Raw genomic sequence first — 20,020 nt, 5'->3', positions numbered from 1 at the left:
TTTGCAAAAATAACAAATTATCCTTGACGTTGTTTATACTTAGGATTTTTCTTGTTAATAACATACAAACGGCCATTACGTCTAACGATCTTACATTCTGGCGTGCGTTTCTTTAATGATGCTCTTACTTTCATATCTTATTTTATTTATATCTAAACACAATTCTTCCTTTCGATAAGTCGTAAGGAGACATTTCGACTCTCACTTTATCTCCCGGCAGGATCTTGATGTAATGCATCCTCATCTTGCCTGAAATATGTGCGGTAATCTCATGTCCGTTTTCTAATTCAACACGAAACATTGCATTTGACAATGCTTCAACTATAACTCCATCTTGTTCTATTGCAGATTGCTTTGCCATATTATATTGCTTTATCTCCTAAAACTTCTTCTATGAATTTGAATGAAGACAAAATATCAGCTTCACCAGCTCCAACAGCTATCGTATGCTCAAAATGTGCAGCACATTTACGATCTCTGGTCCTCACAGTCCATCCGTCACTTTCCATTATCACTTGTCGGTCTCCCAATGTTATCATCGGCTCTATCGCTATGCAAAGGCCTCTTTTCATCAATGGTCCATATCCTCTTTTACCATAGTTAGGAACCTGAGGATCTTCGTGCATCTCTTTACCGATGCCATGGCCAACAAACTCACGCACTACACCATAAGAATGAGACTCACAATATTGCTGAATAGCATATCCGATATCACCAATTCTTTTACCTTGCACTGCGTTCTGGATGCCAATATATAACGCTTCTTTAGTTACCTTCAACAAGTTACGAATCTCTTCGTCTACCTCTCCTACACAAAAAGTATAAGCAGAATCACCACAGAAACCATTCATGTAAGTTCCGCAATCCACTGATACGATATCACCATCTTTCAGTACGATATCCCCTGGGATTCCATGTACCACCTGTTCATTGACAGAAGTACAGAGAGATGCGGGAAACGGTTCTCCATATTGATTCGGAAATCCTTTGAAAGTTGGAGTTGCCCCATGATCTCTAATGAACTCTTCAGCAACTTTATCCAACTCACGTGTAGTTACACCAGGCTTCACCAGTTTGGCAACCTCTGCAAGAGTTTTACCAACAAGCAGGTTACTCTGACGGAGCAATTCTATTTCATCTTCTGTTTTAAGAAATATCATTTCTAATCTAAAGAATTAATATGCCGCTACACCAGCGCGTCCTTTAATACGACCAGATTTCAACAGACCATCATAGTGTCTCATCAACAAATGACTTTCAACCTGTTGCAGGGTATCAAGAACAACACCTACAAGAATTAACAAAGATGTACCGCCGAAGAATTGAGCGAATCCTGCTTGCACTCCGAATACACCGGCAAAAGCAGGCATAATAGCAACTAAAGCCAAGAAGAAAGAACCCGGCAAAGTGATACGAGACATTATATCATCAATATACTCTGCTGTTTTCTTTCCCGGTTTAATACCAGGGATGAAACCATTATTTCTCTTCATATCCTCAGCCATCTGAGTCGGATTAATTGTAATTGCAGTATAGAAATACGTAAATAATATAATCATTACCGCAAAGACAAAATTATACCAGAAACTTGTATGATCTGTAAACGCATGCAAGAAACCGCCTGCATCATTTACATTTGAAAAGCCGATAAATGTAATTGGAATAAACATGATTGCCTGAGCAAAAATGATAGGCATAACACCGGCAGCATTCACCTTTAAAGGGATATACTGTCTAGCACCACCATATTGCTTGTTACCAACAATTCTTTTTGCATACTGTACAGGAATCTTTCTTGTACCTTGCACCAAAAGAATAGCAGCGCCAATCACTAATAATAAGAATACGATTTCAATTATAAACATAATCAGACCACCGCTCTTATTTGCTACTCTGGATACAACTTCTTGCAACAAAGCATCAGGGAAACGAGCGATAATACCAATCAAGATGATAAATGAAATACCGTTACCAATACCTTTATCAGTAATTCTTTCACCAAGCCACAAAATAAACATACTACCTGCTGCCAAAATAATGGTAGAGGTAACCATAAACAGAGTCCAATCTAATGAAGCATTTAAGGAAGGGCCAGCCTGCATTTTAAGATTGAGCAAATAAGAAGGGGCCTGAACTAACAATATAGCAATCGTCAAGTAACGAGTATATTGATTCATTTTTCTTCTGCCGCTCTCACCTTCGCGTTGCAACTTCTGGAAATACGGTACAGCGATTCCCAATAACTGGATTACGATAGATGCAGAGATATAAGGCATGATTCCTAATGCAAAAATAGAGGCATTAGAAAATGCTCCTCCAGAGAACATATTTAACAAGGCTAAAAGGCCTTCACTTGTTTGTTCGTGCAATTTTGCCAGCATCGCCGGATTGATACCCGGTAATACGACATACGATCCGAAACGGTAAATTGCCACAAACAATATGGTGATGAGGATCCGCTGTCTCAGATCCTCAATCTTCCATATATTCTTTAATGTTTCAATAGCTTTTCTCATTGAATCAGAGTTTTACTACAGTTCCACCAGCAGCTTCGATAGCAGCAGTTGCAGTCTTAGAGAATGCATGAGCTTCTACTTCCAGCTTGTTAGTCAGAGTTCCGTTACCCAATACTTTTACCAACTGATTTGAAGAAATAAATCCTGCTTCGATAAAGTCGTTTACACCAACTTTTGCCAAGCTTTTAGCTTCAGCAAGTTTCTGGATAGTATCCAAGTTGATAGCTTTATATTCAACACGATTAATATTCTTGAAACCAAATTTAGGAACTCGACGTTGAAGAGGCATCTGACCACCTTCAAAACCGATTTTCTTAGAGTATCCAGATCTTGATTTAGCTCCTTTATGACCTCTTGTAGAAGTACCACCTAAGCCAGAACCAGCACCACGTCCAATTCTTTTTCTTGTCTTAGTAGATCCCTCAGCAGGTTTTAAATTACTTAAGTTCATATTGTAATTTCGTTTTATTATTCAACAAATAATTACTTAACAATGGCAACCAAGTGTTTTACTTTATCTACCATTCCAAGAATTGAAGGAGTGCTTTCGTGTTCAACCACACGGTTCAGTTTACGAAGTCCCAGTGCGTCAAGAGTTCTTTTCTGATCAGCTGGAGCACCAATTCTACTTTTAACTTGTTTAATCTTTATAGTTGACATATCTCCTCCTTATCCTCTAAATACTTTTTCAACACTAATACCTCTGTTCTGAGCAACCATTCTTGCATCACGCATTTCACTCAAAGCTTCAATTGTAGCTTTAACAAGATTATGCGGATTCGAAGAACCTTTAGATTTAGCCAAAACGTCAGTAACACCAACACTTTCCAATACAGCACGCATAGCACCACCAGCTACAACACCGGTTCCGTGAGATGCAGGTTTGATGAATACTTCAGCACCACCAAATCTAGCTGATTGTTCATGAGGAACAGTACCTTTTAAAATAGGTACTTTCACCAGGTTCTTTTTAGCTGACTCAACACCTTTAGCGATAGCAGCTGTTACTTCACCTGCTTTACCAAGTCCCCAACCAATGATACCTTCTTCGTTACCTACAACAACGATTGCAGAGAAACTAAAAGTTCTACCACCTTTGGTAACTTTAGTAACACGATTAATAGCAACTAATCTATCTTTCAGTTCTATATCGTTAGTAATCTTAACTCTATTATTAACTCCTGCCATAATGATTAAAATTTAAGTCCACCGTTACGAGCAGCATCAGCTACTTCTTTTACTCTCCCATGATACAAGTAACCATTACGGTCGAAAACAACAGTAGTTATACCTGCTTCCTGAGCCTTTTTAGCAATCATTTCACCAACTTTAGCAGCTTGTTCTTTTTTAGCGACTTTCTCAGTCAAACCTAAAGAAGAAGCAGCAGCCAGTGTCTTACCAGAAAGATCATCGATAATCTGGACATAAATTTGCTTGTTACTTCTAAATACACTCATACGCGGACATTCAGTAGTACCTGAAATTTTGTTGCGTACTCTATATTTGATCTTAACTCGTCTTTCTATTTTTGTTGTCATAATAATCTAATTTTATATGAATTACTTAGCGCCGGCTGATTTACCAGACTTTCTACGAATTACTTCGCCAACAAACTTAATACCTTTACCCTTGTATGGTTCAGGCTTACGGAAAGAACGTATTTTAGAGCAAACTTGACCAAGCAATTGTTTGTCACACGATTCCAATATAATAAGAGGATTCTTATTTCTTTCAGACTTCGTTTCAACTTTTACCTCAGCAGGTAATTGAATGAAAATATTGTGTGTATAACCTAAAGCCAGCTCAATGATGTTACCTTGGTTTGAAGCACGATAACCTACACCTACAAGTTCCAGTTCTTTCTTGTAACCTTCAGATACGCCCACAACCATGTTGTGAACCAATGAACGATACAAACCGTGGAAAGCATGTTTCTGCTTCGGGTTATCAAGCATTTCTTTATCGTTTTCTGTTAAAGTTACGTGTCCGTCTTCAATAGTAACATTGATAGCAGGATTCACATATTGGCTCATTTCGCCTTTGGGTCCCTTTACGGTAACCACATTATCCTTCAGAGTGATTGTCACTCCAGCAGGGATACTAATGGGTAATTTTCCTATTCTTGACATTCTAATTCCTCCTAATTAATATACATAACACAAGACTTCACCACCGATTTTCAGTTCTGCAGCCTCTTTGTTAGTCATTACACCTTTGGAAGTAGATATTATAGCAATACCCAGCCCATTAATAACACGCGGCATATCTTTGTAACCAGTATACTTACGCATACCCGGAGAAGATATTCTTTCTAACTTTTTGATTGCGTTAACTTTGTTAACAGAATCATACTTCAAGGCAACCTTAATAGTTCCTTGAGGACCATCTTCTACAAACTTATAATTAAGGATGTAGCCTTTTTCAAAAAGAATCTTAGTGATTTCTTTTTTCAAATTCGAAGCGGGAACTTCAACAACTCTGTGCTTTGCACCAATCGCGTTCCGCAACCTCGTTAAATAATCTGCTATTGGATCAGTCATATAAAAATAAATTAAATTAATCAGGACTACCCTGACAATATTTAAACAATAATTACCAGCTTGCTTTTTTTACGCCTGGGATCAGTCCGTTAGATGCCATCTCACGGAATTGAATTCTCGAAATTCCGAACTGACGAATATAACCTTTAGGACGACCAGTCAGTTTGCAACGGTTGTGCATACGAATTGGATTAGAATTCTTTGGCAACTCTTGCAACTTCTGTGCAGCTTCGAAAGCATCAGCAGGATCACCTGTTCTTACGATTTGCTTCAAAGCAGCTCTTTTCTCGGCGTATTTGGCTACTAATTTAGCACGCTTTACTTCACGTGCTTTCATTGATTCCTTTGCCATATCTATTAGTCTTTTTTAGCGTTTTTAAAAGGTAAACCGAATTCCTTCAGCAAAGCATAACCTTCTTCATCTGTTTCCGCAGAGGTTACAAAGGTAATATTCATTCCGAGAATTCTTGTAATACTATCGATATTTATTTCAGGGAAAATGATTTGTTCCTGAATACCAAGGGTATAGTTACCTTTACCATCAAACTTACTTTCGATACCTTTGAAGTCACGAATACGAGGAAGAGCTACACGAACCAATTTTTCAAGGAATTCGTACATTCTTTCACGACGTAAAGTTACCATAACACCAATCGGCATTTTTTTACGCAACTTAAAGTTTGCGATATCTTTACGAGAAATGGTAGCTACAGCTTTTTGACCTGTAATAGCTGTCATTTCATTGATTGCTACTTCGATAATCTTCTTATCAGCAACAGCCATACCTAATCCCTGATTGATTACAATCTTCTTAAGTACGGGTATCTGCATTGTAGAAGAATACTGGAACTGTGATTTCAATGCAGGTGCTATACGCTCTGCATATTCTTTCTTAAGACTAGCAGTATTACTCATTACTTAATCTCCTCTCCTGATTTTTTAGAATAACGCACTAAAGTTCCTTCCGAACTCTTTTTTCTCCCAATACGCGTTGCTTTACCAGTTTTTGGATCAACCGGGTTCAAGTTTGAAATGTGGATAGAAGCTTCTTGCTTCACAATACCACCTTGTGGATTCTTTGCATTCGGCTTTGTGCTTTTAGATACCATATTGATACCTTCAACAAATGCACGTCCTTCTTTAACAAGAACCTTCAATACACGACCAGTTTTGCCCTTATCTTCACCAGCATTTACGTAAACTGTATCGCCTTTTTTAATATGTAATTTACTCATTACTTAAATCTTTTACAAATTAAAGTACCTCAGGCGCAAGTGACACAACTTTCATGTTTGTAGCACGAAGTTCTCTTGCTACAGGACCGAAAATACGACTACCTCTAATTTCACCTGCATTATTCAACAACACGCAAGCATTATCATCAAAACGTATATAAGAACCATCAGGACGACGGATTTCTTTCTTTGTACGTACAATCAAAGCCTTTGATACTGCACCTTTTTTAACATCACTAGAAGGGATAACGCTCTTCACTGAAACTACAATGACATCCCCCACTGAAGCATAACGACGACCTGTCCCCCCCAAAACGCGGATACACAACGCCTCTTTCGCTCCACTGTTATCACATACTGTAAGTCTGGATTCTACTTGTATCATAATTACTTAGCTCTTTCAATTATTTCTACTAATCTCCATCTTTTAGTCTTGCTCAAAGGACGAGTTTCCATGATGCTTACAGTATCACCGATATTGCATTCATTCTTTTCATCGTGAGCATGGTACTTCTTCGTTTTGCTAACGAACTTACCATATATAGGGTGTTTTTCCTTAAATTTGGCAGCAACTGTGATGGTCTTGTCCATCTTATTGCTCAACACAACCCCTGTTCTTTCTTTTCTTAAATTTCTTGCTTCCATCAAGCTGATCATTTATTGTTAAGTTCTCTTTCGCGCAATTCTGTTTTCATACGCGCAATAGTCCTGCGTAATTGTTTGATTTGAGCAGGATTTTCCAAAGGAGAAATAGAATGATTAATAACCATTTGGTTATAATTAGCTGTTTCCGCCTCTACTCTTTCTACTAAATCATTAGTAGTCATTTCTTTAATTTCTGCAATTTTCATAACACTTACGCATTTTGATTTTGAATATCATAATCACGTCTTACGACAAACTTCGTTGTAATAGGAAGCTTTTGAGCAGCTAAGCGCAATGCTTCTTTCGCGATTTCGTAAGATACTCCTTCAGCTTCAATAATGATTCTACCTGGAGTTACAGGAGCCACAAATCCCTCTGGAGCACCTTTACCTTTACCCATACGTACATCGGCAGGTTTTCTAGTGATCGGTTTATCCGGGAATATACGGATCCAGATCTGTCCTTGACGTTGCATATATCTTGTTACTGCAATACGAGCAGCTTCGATCTGACGGCCTGTAATCCACTTAGTCTCCAAAGCCTTTATGCCAAAAGAACCAAAGGCCAGCTGGTTGCCTCTCTGGGCATTACCTTTCTGACGGCCTTTTTGTTGTCTTCTGAATTTTGTCTTTTTCGGTTGTAACATAGTTTCCTAAAATTCAAATTCGTTTAGCGATTATTTTTCTTTCTTTTGAAGTTCTTTCCGCCGTTGTTTCCACTATTGTTTCCACGACCACTTTCTTTGCTTTGTGTAAAGTTCGGAGCCAATTCTTTCTTACCAAACACTTCACCTCTACAAATCCAAACTTTGATACCAAGAAGACCTACTTTAGTCAATGCTTCTGCATGACAGTAGTCGATATCAGCTCTGAAAGTGTGCAACGGAGTTCTTCCTTCTTTATACATTTCAGAACGAGCCATTTCAGCTCCATTCAAACGTCCTGAAATCTGAATTTTGATACCTTCAGCACCCATACGCATTGTGTTTGCGATAGCCATCTTGATGGCACGGCGATAGGCAATTTTACCTTCAACCTGGCGAGCGATGTTGTTAGCAACAATCACAGCATCCAGTTCCGGTCTCTTCACTTCAAAGATATTGATTTGAATATCTTTGTCGGTAACCTTCTTCAACTCCTCTTTTAACTTATCAACTTCTTGGCCACCTTTACCGATAATAATACCCGGGCGAGCAGTGCAAACAGTAATAGTAACGAGCTTCAGCGTACGTTCAATTACGATTCTTGATACACTTGCTTTTGCAAGTCTTGCATTAAGATATTTACGGATTTTGCTATCTTCCAGCAAAGAATCACCGTAATCATTTCCACCATACCAGTTAGAATCCCATCCTCTGATAATTCCTAAACGGTTGCTTATTGGATTAACTTTTTGTCCCATCTACCTTAATTTTGATCTTCGTTATTACTTTTAGCACCAACGAACAATGTTACGTGATTTGAACGTTTGCGAATTCTATAACCTCTACCCTGTGGTGCCGGTCTCATTCTTTTGAGTGTAGCTCCACCATCAACAAAAATCTGTGTTACGAACAATTCGCCACTTTCTGCTTTACGTTCGTTTTTCTGTTCCCAGTTAGCAATTGCAGAGCGAAGCAATTTTTCCACTCTTGCAGCAGCTTCTTTTGAAGAAAATTTCAAAACACCAAGTGCTCTGTTCACTTCCATACCACGGATCATGTCTGCAACCAGACGCATCTTACGTGGAGAAGTAGGAACATTTTGCAATTTTGCAAAATACATGGTCTTAAGGGCTTCTTTTCTTTTTTCAGCCGATATTTTTTTTCTTGCTCCCATTATTATTTATTACTTTATTATTTCAAATAAATCCTGTTATCTTTTCTTGTTACCAGCGTGTCCTCTGAATGTACGAGTTGGAGCAAATTCGCCCAACTTGTGTCCTACCATATTCTCGGTAACATAAACAGGAATAAATTTATTTCCATTGTGAACTGCAACTGTATGGCCTACAAAATCAGGCGAAATCATTGAAGCTCTGGCCCAAGTCTTTACTACGACTTTCTTACCTGATTCATTCATGGCAAGAATTCTCTTTTCAAGCTTAACGTTAATATATGGACCTTTTTTTAATGAACGACTCATAGTTTACTCAATTAATCAGATTACTTTTTTCTTCTCTCAATAATGTACTTAGACGATTGTTTCTTAGGAGCTCTAGTCTTAAGTCCCTTAGCATACAATCCCTTACGTGATCTTGGGTGACCTCCGGAAGCACGTCCTTCACCACCACCCATCGGGTGATCAACCGGGTTCATTACAACACCACGGTTACGAGGACGACGTCCTTGCCAACGAGAACGTCCTGCTTTACCTGAACTTTCCAATCCATGATCAGAGTTACCTACACTACCGATAGTAGCTTTACAAGTGCTAAGAATCTGTCTAACCTCACCTGAAGGCAACTTAATTACACAATACTTACCCTCACGAGAAGTCAACTGAGCAAAGTTACCAGCTGAACGAACCAGAGCAGCACCCTGTCCCGGACGTAATTCGATATTGTGAATCACAGTACCCACCGGAATGTTTTGAAGAGGAAGAGCATTACCAATCTCTGGCGCTGCTGTTTCACCTGACATCAGAGTCGCACCAACTTGCAATCCATTGGGAGCAATAATATATCTTTTTTCTCCATCAGCATAAAATAACAGAGCGATACGAGCCGAACGATTCGGGTCGTATTCGATTGTTTTAACTACTGCTGGAACACCGTCCTTATTTCTCTTGAAATCAACAACTCTAATCACCTTTCTATGACCGCCACCAATGTAGCGCATAGTCATCTTACCTTCGCTGTTACGACCACCAGATGATTTCTTACCATATACAAGAGACTTTTCTGGTACTGATGCAGTAATTTCTTCGAAAGTACCAATAATTTTATGTCTTTGCCCCGGTGTTGTGGGCTTAAATTTACGTACTGCCATTTTTATTAAATATTGCTATAAAAATCAATAGTATCTCCTTCTTTCAATGTCACGATTGCTTTTTTGAAAGCATTCGTACGACCATTGATGATACCTGCTTTGGTATAACGGCTCTTATTCTTGCCAGCATACTTCACAGTATTCACATCAACTACAGTAACATTATAAAGAGCTTCAATTTCCTTCTTAATTTCCAGTTTGTTAGCTTCAGGACGTACAACAAAGCCGAAACGATTCAGCTTATCTGTGATTGCAGTCATTTTCTCTGTTACCAACGGTTTAATAATAATTCCCATTATTTAAGCCTCCTTTTTAAATTAAGATATTGTCAATAGCCTTCAGAGAGTTTTCTGTAAGCACAACAACCCCAGCATTCAATACTCTGTAAGTATTTAATCCTGAGATAGTCTGCACATTAGCACCCTCGATGTTACGAGCTGACAAATATACGTTTTTATTTGCTTCCGGTAAAATTACAAGTAGCTTTTTATCGGAAACTTTAAGATTTTTTGTCATTGCAACGAAATCTTTTGTCTTAGGAGCTTCAAATGTGAAATCCTCAACGACAATGATTGCATCGTTTTGAGCTTTATAAGACAAAGCTGACTTACGAGCCAATGTCTTAACTTTTTTATTCAATTTGAAGAAGTAGTCTCTTGGTTTCGGACCGAAAACACGAGCACCACCTACAAGAACAGGCGAGTTCATATCACCACGACGTGCTCCACCGCCACCTTTCTGACGACCGATCTTACGAGTTGAACCACTGATTTCACTTCTTTCTTTTGACTTATGAGTACCCTGACGCTGATTAGCCATAAATTGTTTTACGTCCAAATAAATAGCGTGGTCGTTGGGCTCAATTCCGAAGATAGATTCGTTTAACGAAACCTTTCTCCCAGTGTCTTCACCTTTAATGTTATATACGTTAACTTCCATTATTTCTCAATTAATACGATTGAACCTTTGCAACCCGGGATAGAACCTTTAACCAAAAGAAGGTTATGATCCGCGATTACTTTTAATACCTGCAAGTTTTGTACAGTGACTCTGTCACCACCAAGTTGTCCACCCATGCGCATTCCTTTGAATACTTTTGCAGGGTAAGAACAAGCACCGATAGAACCCGGTTTACGAGCGCGATTATGCTGACCGTGAGTAGCTTGACCCACACCACCAAAACCATGTCTTTTTACTACACCCTGAAAACCCTTACCCTTAGAAGTACCAACAACGTCAACAAAGCTAGCGTCGTTAAACATTTCTACAGTAATGGTATCACCCAAATTCAACTCTGTTTCAAATTCTTTGAACTCAGCCAAGTGTCTCTTCGGTGTTACTCCTGCTCTTTTAAAATGTCCCATCAACGGTTTAGTTGTATGTTTTTCCTTTTTGTCCTGGAAACCCAACTGAACAGCTGCATAGCCATCTTTTTCTACAGTTTTAACTTGAGTAACAACACAAGGACCTGCTTCGATAACAGTGCATGGTACATTTTTACCATCGGCACTGAAAACGGATGTCATTCCGATTTTTTTTCCTAATAATCCTGGCATTTCACTAATTTTTAATTATCAAACTTTAATTTCTACTTCCACACCACTTGGCAATTCCAACTTCATCAAAGCATCTACTGTCTTAGCTGTTGAGCTATAGATGTCGATTAATCTCTTATAAGAAGAGAGTTCAAATTGCTCACGAGACTTTTTATTTACGAAAGTCGAACGGTTCACAGTAAAGATACGTTTGTGCGTAGGCAGAGGTATTGGACCGCTAACGATAGCACCTGTAGCTTTTACAGTTCTTACAATTTTCTCAGCTGACTTGTCAACCAAGTTGTGGTCGTAAGATTTCAATTTAATTCTAATTTTCTGACTCATTATTTTTTTTAATTAATACATTTATAATAAGATAAAGCGGCAGGCTAAGAGTCATTCGCTAGCCTGCTACTTTAGATATTTTAGAGTAAATCAGCGCGTCCTTTTACTTCTTCCAATACAGCCTTAGCAATAGAAGAAGAAAGCTGAGCGTGATGAGAGTAGGTCATTGACGAGGTTGCACGACCAGAAGTAATAGTACGTAAAGCTGTTACGTAACCAAACATTTCCGCCAGTGGAACCATCGCTTTCACGATACGAGCGCCAGAGCGGCTAGATTCCATACCTTCAACCTGTCCACGACGTTTGTTCAAGTCACCGATAACATCACCCATGTTTTCTTCCGGAGTTACAACTTCCAGTTTCATGATAGGTTCCATCAAAACAGGACCTGCCTTAGCACATGCATTTTTATAAGCCTGCATTGCACAGATTTCAAATGACAACTGGTCAGAGTCAACCGGGTGGAATGAACCATCAACCAAAGTCACTTTCAATGAATCCAATGGGTAGCCTGCCAAAACACCACTCTTCATAGCATTTGTAAAGCCTTTCTGAACTGCTGGGATAAATTCCTTAGGAATATTACCACCCTTCACTTCATCAACAAACTGCAAACCACCTAAAGTGAAATCCGCATCAGCCGGACCAATGTTCACAATGATATCAGCAAACTTACCACGTCCACCAGACTGCTTCTTGTACACTTCACGCAAGTCAACTGTCTTCGTGATAGCTTCCTTATAGTTAACCTGAGGCTTACCTTGATTACATTCTACCTTGAATTCACGTTTCAAACGGTCAATGATAATATCCAAGTGAAGCTCACCCATACCAGAAATAACTGTCTGACCTGTCTGTTCGTCTGTTTTCACAGTAAATGTCGGGTCTTCTTCAGCCAATTTAGCCAAACCGTTAGACAGTTTATCCATATCTTTCTGAGTCTTAGGTTCTACAGCGATACCAATAACCGGTTCCGGAAAGTCCATAGACTCAAGTACTATCGGAGCTGTTTCATCACACAAAGTATCCCCAGTACGAATATCTTTAAAGCCTACACCTGCACCAATATCACCAGCACCGATTACTTCAACCGGGTTCTGTTTGTTGGAGTGCATCTGGAACAGACGAGAAACGCGTTCTTTCTTACCAGAACGAGAGTTGTAGATATAAGAACCTGCTTCAATTTTACCAGAATAAACACGGAAGAAAGTCAAACGACCTACATATGGGTCAGTTGCGATCTTAAACGCCAAAGCAGATGTTTTTTCATCATCACTTGGTTTACGATCCTCTTCAGCTCCCGTATTAGGATTTGTACCTATTACGTTCTCTGTATCAAGTGGAGAAGGCAAGAAAGCACAAACATAATCAAGCAATGTCTGAACACCTTTGTTCTTAAAAGAAGATCCGCAAAGCATAGGAACTACAGCCATCTGAACTGTTGCATTACGAAGAGCTCTCAATACTTCTTCTTCAGTAATAGTAGAAGGATCATCGAAATATTTCTCCATCAAAGCATCATCAAATTCTGCTACTTTTTCAAGCATCTTATCTCTCCACTCGTTAGCTTCATCGATAAGTTCTGCAGGGATTTCCTCAATACTGTAGTCAGCCCCCATTGTTTCATCATGCCAATAGATAGCTTTCATTTTGATAAGGTCAACAAGACCTTTGAAAGATTCTTCAGCACCGATAGGAACAACAATCGGACACGGATTAGCTCCAAGAACATCCTTCATCTGACGAACTACTTCAAAGAAGTCAGCACCAGAACGGTCCATCTTATTAACATAAGCAATACGAGGAACGTTATATTTATCAGCCTGACGCCATACAGTTTCTGATTGAGGCTCAACACCACCAACAGCACAGTAAGCAGCTACAGCCCCATCAAGGATACGCAATGAACGTTCTACCTCTGCGGTAAAGTCAACGTGTCCCGGAGTGTCAATCAAGTTAATTTTATAAGTATCACCAGCATATTTCCACCTTGTTGTTGTAGCAGCGGATGTAATAGTGATACCACGTTCTTGCTCCTGTTCCATCCAGTCCATAGTAGCAGCACCATCATGAACTTCACCAATTTTGTGAGTCAATCCAGTGTAGAACAGGATACGTTCAGAAGTAGTTGTTTTTCCGGCATCAATGTGAGCCATGATACCGATATTACGAGTTAAATGTAAATCATGTTTAGCCATCTTCTAATTCCTTTACTTTAAGTTTATATTAGGTTTCTTACAGTATTAGAATCTAAAATGAGCAAATGCACGGTTAGCTTCTGCCATTCTGTGCATATCTTCTTTACGTTTGTATGCACCGCCTTGTTCATTGAAGGCATCCATAATTTCAGCAGCCAACTTGTCAGCCATTGATTTACCACCTCTTTTGCGAGCAAACAGAATCAAATTCTTCATAGAGATTGATTCTTTACGATCCGGACGGATTTCAGTAGGAACTTGGAAAGTAGCACCACCTACACGGCGAGACTTTACTTCCACTTGCGGAGTTACATTATCCAAAGCCTTTTTCCAGATTTCGAGAGCTGATTTTTCTTCGTTAGGAAGTTTTGCTTTCACTGTTTCCAAAGCGGCATAAAAGATTTCATAAGATGTATTTTTCTTTCCATCATACATCAAGTGGTTCACGAACTTGGAAACCTTTTGGTCATTAAACACAGGATCCGGAAGAATCAGGCGTTTTTTTGGTTTTGCTTTTCTCATTTGTTTGAAAAATAATGTTTTTGTTCTTGGTTGTCTACTTCTTGACTTCTTCAACTCTCCCTCCGGAGAATTTACTCAACCTTTAGCATTTCCAACAAACTAAAACGTAAGTTATTACTTTAATTTTAATTAGGTCTTAATCCTTATTTTTTCTTACCCTTAGCAGGAGCAGCAGCTTGTCCTGGTTTCGGACGCTTAGCACCATATTTAGAACGTCTTTGAGTACGACCAGCAACACCTGCTGTATCAAGTGTACCACGTACAATGTGATAACGCACACCCGGAAGGTCTTTTACACGACCACCACGTACCAAAACGATTGAGTGTTCCTGCAAGTTGTGTCCTTCTCCCGGAATGTATGAGTTCACCTCTTTTTGGTTAGTCAAACGTACACGAGCTACTTTACGCATTGCAGAGTTCGGCTTCTTCGGAGTAGTAGTGTATACTCTCACGCAAACGCCACGTCTTTGAGGACATGAATCCAAGGCTGGAGATTTACTTTTCTCCACCAGCACTTCGCGTCCTTTTCTTACTAATTGCTGAATTGTAGGCATTTTAATTGTTTTTTGATTTATATTATTGTTATATTAATTTCGTAACTATACATTTTGGGCTGCAAAAATACGAATAATATTTGAATATTCAATGCGCTACAACTTTTTTTTCTTTTTTAATGTTTTTATATCATCCTCACGCTTCGCCTTTTACACCCGTCAAAGGAGAAATAGGGGGTTCATCCGAAGTACGAATCGGACCGAATACGCGCTCATACTTTGCTATATTATCTTCTAATGCCCGCAGCAGGCGTTTTGCGTGCTCCGGAGCCACAATAATACGAGATTGCACACCAGCCTTCGGTATGCCCGGCATTACGCGCACGAAGTCAAGGATGAATTCAGAACTCGAATGAGTAATAATAGCAAGATTTGCATAAGTTCCCTGTGCAACCTCTTCTCTCAATTCAATCTGTAATTGTCCGTTGTTATTTTGTTCTTCCATATTTAATATGATTAAAAAGTTATCCTGCAAAATAACACATTTTTCCTGAAACTAATGATAATACACGCGAGTAAAAAAGAAATAAAAAAAGGAGCAATTGCCCAATCAGGCAACTGCTCCTTTTCATATAGTCAATTGAATTGTATTTATTCTACTTCATTGTAGTCAAGTACTGTTTTCTTGTTAGCCAAGATACGGTCATACTCTTCTTTTGATCCAACGATGAGCTTTTCGAACTCGCGCTGTCCGGTACCGGCAGGAATCAAGTGACCACAGATCACATTTTCCTTCATACCTTCAAGCTTATCGATCTTACCATTGATAGCAGCTTCATTCAATACTTTCGTTGTTTCCTGGAAGGAAGCAGCCGACATAAAGCTTGATGTTTGCAAAGCAGCACGCGTGATACCTTGAAGGATCTGAGTAGAGGTAGCAGCAACAGCGTCACGAACTTCAACCGGCTTCAAGTCACGACGTTTCAACATACTATTCTCATCACGCAACTTGCGGGCAGTTACAATCTGTCCAGCTTGCATATTTTGAGAATCACCAGCATCCACTACGACTTTCTTGCCCCAGATACGATCATTTTCTTCCATGAATTCCAGTTTGTCTACGACTTGCTGTTCGAGGAAGCGAGTATCTCCCGGTTCATCAATTTGTACTTTGCGCATCATCTGACGAACGATAATCTCAAAGTGCTTATCATTGATCTTCACACCCTGCAAGCGGTATACATCCTGAACTTCATTCACGATATATTCCTGTACAGCTGTAGGACCCTTGATTGCCAAGATATCTGCCGGAGTAGTAGCACCGTCAGACAACGGAGTACCAGCACGTACATAGTCATTTTCCTGTACCAGAATCTGCTTAGACAGTGCAACCAGATACTTCTTAACCTCACCCGTCTTGGAAGTTACGATGATTTCACGGTTACCACGTTTGATCTTACCCATTGTCACCTCACCGTCGATTTCAGAAACGACAGCCGGATTTGACGGGTTACGAGCTTCAAACAATTCAGTAACACGAGGAAGACCACCCGTGATATCACCCGCCTTACCTACGGCACGCGGAATCTTCACGATTACTTCACCGGCTTTTACCTTCTGACCATTCTCGATGATAACGTGACCACCTACCGGTAAGTTATAAGTACGGATCAAATCACCGTCCTCTGTTAAGATATGAGCGGTAGGAACTTTGGTTTTATCCTTGGATTCAATAATAATAATTTCACGAAGACCTGTTGCTTCATCCGATTCAACCTTATAAGTAACGTTTTCAATCACGCCCTCAAATTCGATCTTACCGGTTGCTTCTGTGATAATAACAGCATTGAACGGGTCCCACTTAGCAATCAGTTTGCCTTTTTCTACCAAGTCGCCGTCGCTTACATACAGTGTTGAACCATAAGGTACGTTATGAGTAGAAAGAACGATACCGGTATTCACATCCACAAAACGCACTTCGGCCAAACGACCTACTACCACTTTTGCAGATTCACCCATCTCGTCAACGATATCTACTGTACGCAACTCTTCAAATTCAAGACGTGCATTATTTTTAGCAACGATACTGGCGTTAGCTGCAATATTTGCAGCAGTACCACCGGCGTGGAATGTACGCAATGTCAACTGTGTACCCGGCTCACCAATAGACTGAGCAGCGATTACACCAACAGCTTCACCCTTCTGAACCATGCGGCTCGTTGCCAGGTTACGTCCGTAACATTTAGCACAAACACCCTTCTTAGCTTCACAAGTCAATACCGAACGGATTTCAACACTCTCGATCGGAGACTCCTGAATCTTCTTGGCTACTTCTTCTGTGATTTCTTCACCACCGGCAACAAGCAATTCACCTGTGGTAGGATGAATAATATCATGTACGGAAACACGGCCTAAGATACGTTCGTACAGAGTAGCAATAACCTCATCGTTATTCTTAAGGTCCGTACAAACCAATCCGCGGAGTGTACCGCAGTCTTCTTCTGTAATAATCACATCGTGTGATACGTCCACCAGACGACGAGTCAAATAACCAGCATCGGCAGTCTTCAAAGCGGTATCCGCCAAACCTTTACGAGCACCGTGGGTAGAGATAAAGTACTCCAACACCGAAAGTCCTTCTTTAAAGTTCGACAAAATCGGGTTCTCGATGATCTGACCACCTTCAGCACCTGCTTTCTGCGGTTTTGCCATCAAACCACGCATACCTGACAACTGACGAATCTGCTCTTTAGAACCACGGGCACCAGAGTCAAGCATCATATATACAGAGTTGAAACCCTGATCGTCCGAAGAAATAGTCTTCATCAGGATATTAGACAACTCGGAGTTCACATGTGTCCAAATATCAATTACCTGATTGTAACGTTCGTTATTGGTAATGAAACCCATGTTATAGTTGTTTACGACTTGTTCAACTTCGTCGTAACCTTTCTGTACCAAAGTTTCTTTTTCCTTCGGAATGATAATATCACCCAAGTTGAATGACAAACCACCCTTGAACGCCATCTGATAACCTAAATTCTTGATTCCATCCAGGAAGTCGGCAGCCTTAGCCACACCACATACCTTAATTACATCACTAATAATATCACGAAGAGATTTCTTAGAGATAATTGTATTGATATAACCAGCTTCAGGTGGAACGATTTCATTCACAATCACACGTCCTACTGAAGTTTCGCGCATTACGTCTACAATGTTACCATTTTCATCAACGTCTTTCACGATAACCTTCACCGGAGCATGAATATCTACCTTACCTTCATTGTAAGCGATCAACGCTTCTTCCGGTCCGTAGAATGTCAAACCTTCACCTTTTGCACCGGCACGCAACTTAGTAATATAGTACAAACCAAGAACCATATCCTGTGCAGGTACAGTAATAGGCGCACCGTTTGCCGGATTCAAGATATTATGTGATTGAAGCATCAACATTTGTGCTTCAAGAATTGCTTCATTACTCAAAGGCAAGTGAACAGCCATCTGGTCACCGTCAAAGTCGGCGTTGAATGCCGTACATGCCAACGGGTGCAACTGAATAGCTTTACCTTCGATCATTTTAGGCTGGAAAGCCTGAATACCCAAACGGTGCAAGGTCGGAGCACGGTTCAACAGTACCGGGTGTCCCTTCATTACATGTTCCAAGATATCCCAAATCACCGGCTCTTTGCGGTCTACGATTTTCTTTGCAGACTTAACAGTCTTAACGATACCACGTTCGATGAGCTTGCGAATAATAAACGGCTTGTATAATTCGGCAGCCATCAATTTAGGAATACCGCATTCACCCATCTTTAATTCCGGACCAACAACGATTACGGAACGAGCAGAGTAGTCAACACGTTTACCCAGCAAGTTCTGACGGAAGCGTCCCTGTTTACCTTTCAAACTGTCAGACAATGACTTCAACGGACGGTTGGCGTCTGTCTTCACAGCACTTGACTTACGTGAGTTATCAAACAAAGAATCGACAGATTCCTGAAGCATACGTTTTTCATTACGCAAGATTACTTCCGGAGCCTTGATTTCAATCAGTCGTTTCAAACGGTTGTTACGGATAATCACACGACGATAAAGGTCGTTCAAGTCAGATGTAGCAAAACGGCCACCATCCAGCGGAACCAACGGACGAAGTTCGGGCGGAATAACCGGTACGATACGTACGATCATCCATTCCGGTTTGTTACGTCCACGTGATGCGCGGAACGATTCTACTACCTGAAGACGTTTCAAAGCTTCATTCTTACGTTGCTGAGACGCATCGTTTCCGGCGCGGTGACGCAGTTCGTAAGACAAAGCATCCAGATCCAAACGAGCCAGCAAATCATAAATAGCTTCGGCTCCCATCTTTGCAACAAATTTATTCGGATCATTATCTTCAAGATACTGATTGTCTTTCGGAAGCGTATCCAGAATATCCAGATATTCTTCTTCAGAAAGCAAATCATATTCAGCTACGCCATCTTCAGCTTTCACACCCGGCTGAATAACAACATAACGTTCGTAGTATATAATCGAATCCAGTTTCTTTGTCGGCAATCCGAGCAAATAACCGATTTTATTAGGAAGCGAACGGAAATACCAGATGTGAGCCACCGGCACAACCAGCTGGATATGTCCCATACGTTCACGGCGCACTTTCTTTTCAGTAACTTCCACCCCACAACGGTCGCAGACGATACCTTTATAACGGATACGCTTGTATTTACCGCAATGACATTCATAATCCTTGATAGGACCAAAAATGCGCTCGCAGAACAAACCGTCACGTTCGGGTTTGTACGTACGGTAATTAATGGTTTCAGGCTTCAAAACTTCACCACTCGAATTCTCAAGGATTTCTTCCGGAGAAGCCAGACCAATTGAGATCTTCGAGAAATTACTTTTCGTCTTATTTTCTTTTCTAAAAGCCATACTCTATATAATTGAGATTTGATAATTGAATCATTGGAAATTGAAAAAAGTGCGGATGCCAACAAACCTTCATCGGTACATTGACAT

Annotated in this window: 30 protein-coding genes; all 30 read right to left on the bottom strand. The window is 40.1% G+C overall.

The genetic code is table 11. The features are described from left to right. Nucleotides 1-17 precede the first annotated feature (17 nt). Nucleotides 18-134, bottom strand: a complete 117-nt coding sequence (gene ykgO / locus HMPREF0106_RS26220; protein ID WP_002558051.1) for a type B 50S ribosomal protein L36 — start codon at nt 132-134, stop codon at nt 18-20. Nucleotides 135-142: 8 nt separating this feature from the next. Continuing rightward, the gene (gene infA, locus HMPREF0106_RS06980; RefSeq protein WP_002558052.1) at nt 143-361 is read right to left on the bottom strand and encodes a translation initiation factor IF-1; all 219 of its coding nucleotides are present in this window, start codon (nt 359-361) and stop codon (nt 143-145) included. A gap of 1 nt (nt 362) precedes the next feature. Further along, nucleotides 363-1,160, bottom strand: coding sequence for a type I methionyl aminopeptidase (gene map, locus HMPREF0106_RS06985; protein WP_008023041.1), 798 nt, complete (start codon nt 1,158-1,160; stop codon nt 363-365). Between the two features lie 15 nt (nt 1,161-1,175). Next, nucleotides 1,176-2,516, bottom strand: a complete 1,341-nt coding sequence (gene secY / locus HMPREF0106_RS06990) for a preprotein translocase subunit SecY (RefSeq protein ID WP_004310881.1) — start codon at nt 2,514-2,516, stop codon at nt 1,176-1,178. A gap of 4 nt (nt 2,517-2,520) precedes the next feature. Then, on the bottom strand, nt 2,521-2,967 hold the full coding sequence (gene rplO, locus HMPREF0106_RS06995) for a 50S ribosomal protein L15 (RefSeq protein WP_008023042.1): 447 nt from the start codon (nt 2,965-2,967) through the stop codon (nt 2,521-2,523). A 32-nt stretch (nt 2,968-2,999) separates the two neighbouring features. Continuing rightward, the gene (rpmD, locus tag HMPREF0106_RS07000) at nt 3,000-3,176 is read right to left on the bottom strand and encodes a 50S ribosomal protein L30 (protein ID WP_004296332.1); all 177 of its coding nucleotides are present in this window, start codon (nt 3,174-3,176) and stop codon (nt 3,000-3,002) included. A 9-nt stretch (nt 3,177-3,185) separates the two neighbouring features. Next, a complete protein-coding gene (rpsE, locus tag HMPREF0106_RS07005; RefSeq protein WP_004296333.1) occupies nt 3,186-3,704 on the bottom strand; it encodes a 30S ribosomal protein S5 in 519 nt (172 codons plus the stop codon). Nucleotides 3,705-3,709: 5 nt separating this feature from the next. Next, the gene (gene rplR / locus HMPREF0106_RS07010; protein ID WP_004310883.1) at nt 3,710-4,054 is read right to left on the bottom strand and encodes a 50S ribosomal protein L18; all 345 of its coding nucleotides are present in this window, start codon (nt 4,052-4,054) and stop codon (nt 3,710-3,712) included. Between the two features lie 21 nt (nt 4,055-4,075). Continuing rightward, a complete protein-coding gene (gene rplF, locus HMPREF0106_RS07015; RefSeq protein ID WP_004310884.1) occupies nt 4,076-4,645 on the bottom strand; it encodes a 50S ribosomal protein L6 in 570 nt (189 codons plus the stop codon). A gap of 15 nt (nt 4,646-4,660) precedes the next feature. Further along, a complete protein-coding gene (gene rpsH / locus HMPREF0106_RS07020) occupies nt 4,661-5,056 on the bottom strand; it encodes a 30S ribosomal protein S8 (RefSeq protein WP_004296336.1) in 396 nt (131 codons plus the stop codon). Nucleotides 5,057-5,108: 52 nt separating this feature from the next. Further along, on the bottom strand, nt 5,109-5,408 hold the full coding sequence (gene rpsN, locus HMPREF0106_RS07025; protein ID WP_004310885.1) for a 30S ribosomal protein S14: 300 nt from the start codon (nt 5,406-5,408) through the stop codon (nt 5,109-5,111). A gap of 5 nt (nt 5,409-5,413) precedes the next feature. Continuing rightward, nucleotides 5,414-5,971 carry a 50S ribosomal protein L5 gene (gene rplE, locus HMPREF0106_RS07030; protein WP_004310886.1) on the bottom strand — a complete coding sequence of 186 codons (558 nt, stop codon included), beginning with the start codon at nt 5,969-5,971 and terminating at the stop codon, nt 5,414-5,416. Then, the gene (gene rplX, locus HMPREF0106_RS07035) at nt 5,971-6,291 is read right to left on the bottom strand and encodes a 50S ribosomal protein L24 (RefSeq protein ID WP_004296339.1); all 321 of its coding nucleotides are present in this window, start codon (nt 6,289-6,291) and stop codon (nt 5,971-5,973) included. The genes rplE and rplX overlap by 1 nt, the downstream gene beginning before the upstream one ends. 19 nt (nt 6,292-6,310) lie before the next feature. After that, a complete protein-coding gene (gene rplN, locus HMPREF0106_RS07040) occupies nt 6,311-6,676 on the bottom strand; it encodes a 50S ribosomal protein L14 (RefSeq protein WP_004296340.1) in 366 nt (121 codons plus the stop codon). Nucleotides 6,677-6,678: 2 nt separating this feature from the next. Next, nucleotides 6,679-6,948 (bottom strand): 30S ribosomal protein S17, encoded by a 270-nt coding sequence (rpsQ, locus tag HMPREF0106_RS07045; RefSeq protein WP_004296341.1) that lies wholly within the window; start codon nt 6,946-6,948, stop codon nt 6,679-6,681. Next, complete coding sequence (rpmC, locus tag HMPREF0106_RS07050; RefSeq protein ID WP_004296342.1) at nt 6,945-7,142, bottom strand: 50S ribosomal protein L29; 198 nt, start codon at nt 7,140-7,142, stop codon at nt 6,945-6,947. Before rpmC ends, rpsQ begins: the two co-directional genes overlap by 4 nt. 5 nt (nt 7,143-7,147) lie before the next feature. Further along, on the bottom strand, nt 7,148-7,582 hold the full coding sequence (rplP, locus tag HMPREF0106_RS07055) for a 50S ribosomal protein L16 (protein ID WP_004291234.1): 435 nt from the start codon (nt 7,580-7,582) through the stop codon (nt 7,148-7,150). Between the two features lie 23 nt (nt 7,583-7,605). Then, a complete protein-coding gene (gene rpsC / locus HMPREF0106_RS07060) occupies nt 7,606-8,337 on the bottom strand; it encodes a 30S ribosomal protein S3 (RefSeq protein WP_004296343.1) in 732 nt (243 codons plus the stop codon). Nucleotides 8,338-8,342: 5 nt separating this feature from the next. Beyond that, the gene (gene rplV / locus HMPREF0106_RS07065) at nt 8,343-8,753 is read right to left on the bottom strand and encodes a 50S ribosomal protein L22 (protein ID WP_004296344.1); all 411 of its coding nucleotides are present in this window, start codon (nt 8,751-8,753) and stop codon (nt 8,343-8,345) included. A 36-nt stretch (nt 8,754-8,789) separates the two neighbouring features. Further along, entirely contained in the window at nt 8,790-9,059 is a 270-nt protein-coding gene (rpsS, locus tag HMPREF0106_RS07070; RefSeq protein ID WP_004296345.1) for a 30S ribosomal protein S19, read from the bottom strand. A gap of 20 nt (nt 9,060-9,079) precedes the next feature. After that, nucleotides 9,080-9,904 (bottom strand): 50S ribosomal protein L2, encoded by an 825-nt coding sequence (gene rplB, locus HMPREF0106_RS07075; protein WP_009040599.1) that lies wholly within the window; start codon nt 9,902-9,904, stop codon nt 9,080-9,082. Nucleotides 9,905-9,909: 5 nt separating this feature from the next. Then, entirely contained in the window at nt 9,910-10,200 is a 291-nt protein-coding gene (rplW, locus tag HMPREF0106_RS07080; protein ID WP_004296347.1) for a 50S ribosomal protein L23, read from the bottom strand. 16 nt (nt 10,201-10,216) lie between these two features. Next, nucleotides 10,217-10,843, bottom strand: a complete 627-nt coding sequence (gene rplD / locus HMPREF0106_RS07085; RefSeq protein ID WP_009040598.1) for a 50S ribosomal protein L4 — start codon at nt 10,841-10,843, stop codon at nt 10,217-10,219. Then, entirely contained in the window at nt 10,843-11,460 is a 618-nt protein-coding gene (rplC, locus tag HMPREF0106_RS07090; protein WP_004313455.1) for a 50S ribosomal protein L3, read from the bottom strand. The genes rplD and rplC overlap by 1 nt, the downstream gene beginning before the upstream one ends. Before the next feature lie 18 nt (nt 11,461-11,478). Next, complete coding sequence (gene rpsJ, locus HMPREF0106_RS07095) at nt 11,479-11,784, bottom strand: 30S ribosomal protein S10 (protein ID WP_002558075.1); 306 nt, start codon at nt 11,782-11,784, stop codon at nt 11,479-11,481. A gap of 80 nt (nt 11,785-11,864) precedes the next feature. Next, nucleotides 11,865-13,982 (bottom strand): elongation factor G, encoded by a 2,118-nt coding sequence (gene fusA / locus HMPREF0106_RS07100; protein ID WP_009040597.1) that lies wholly within the window; start codon nt 13,980-13,982, stop codon nt 11,865-11,867. Nucleotides 13,983-14,027: 45 nt separating this feature from the next. Further along, the gene (gene rpsG / locus HMPREF0106_RS07105) at nt 14,028-14,504 is read right to left on the bottom strand and encodes a 30S ribosomal protein S7 (RefSeq protein ID WP_004296352.1); all 477 of its coding nucleotides are present in this window, start codon (nt 14,502-14,504) and stop codon (nt 14,028-14,030) included. Between the two features lie 143 nt (nt 14,505-14,647). After that, a complete protein-coding gene (gene rpsL, locus HMPREF0106_RS07110; protein ID WP_002558078.1) occupies nt 14,648-15,058 on the bottom strand; it encodes a 30S ribosomal protein S12 in 411 nt (136 codons plus the stop codon). 136 nt (nt 15,059-15,194) lie between these two features. Beyond that, entirely contained in the window at nt 15,195-15,503 is a 309-nt protein-coding gene (locus HMPREF0106_RS07115) for a DUF3467 domain-containing protein (protein WP_004296354.1), read from the bottom strand. Between the two features lie 146 nt (nt 15,504-15,649). After that, a complete protein-coding gene (gene rpoC, locus HMPREF0106_RS07120; RefSeq protein ID WP_004310891.1) occupies nt 15,650-19,933 on the bottom strand; it encodes a DNA-directed RNA polymerase subunit beta' in 4,284 nt (1,427 codons plus the stop codon). Nucleotides 19,934-20,020 lie beyond the last annotated feature (87 nt).

The organism is Bacteroides sp. D22, from assembly GCF_000163675.1.
In the GTDB taxonomy this organism is placed as follows: domain Bacteria; phylum Bacteroidota; class Bacteroidia; order Bacteroidales; family Bacteroidaceae; genus Bacteroides; species Bacteroides xylanisolvens.
This window is presented reverse-complemented; position numbering and strand designations above follow the sequence as displayed.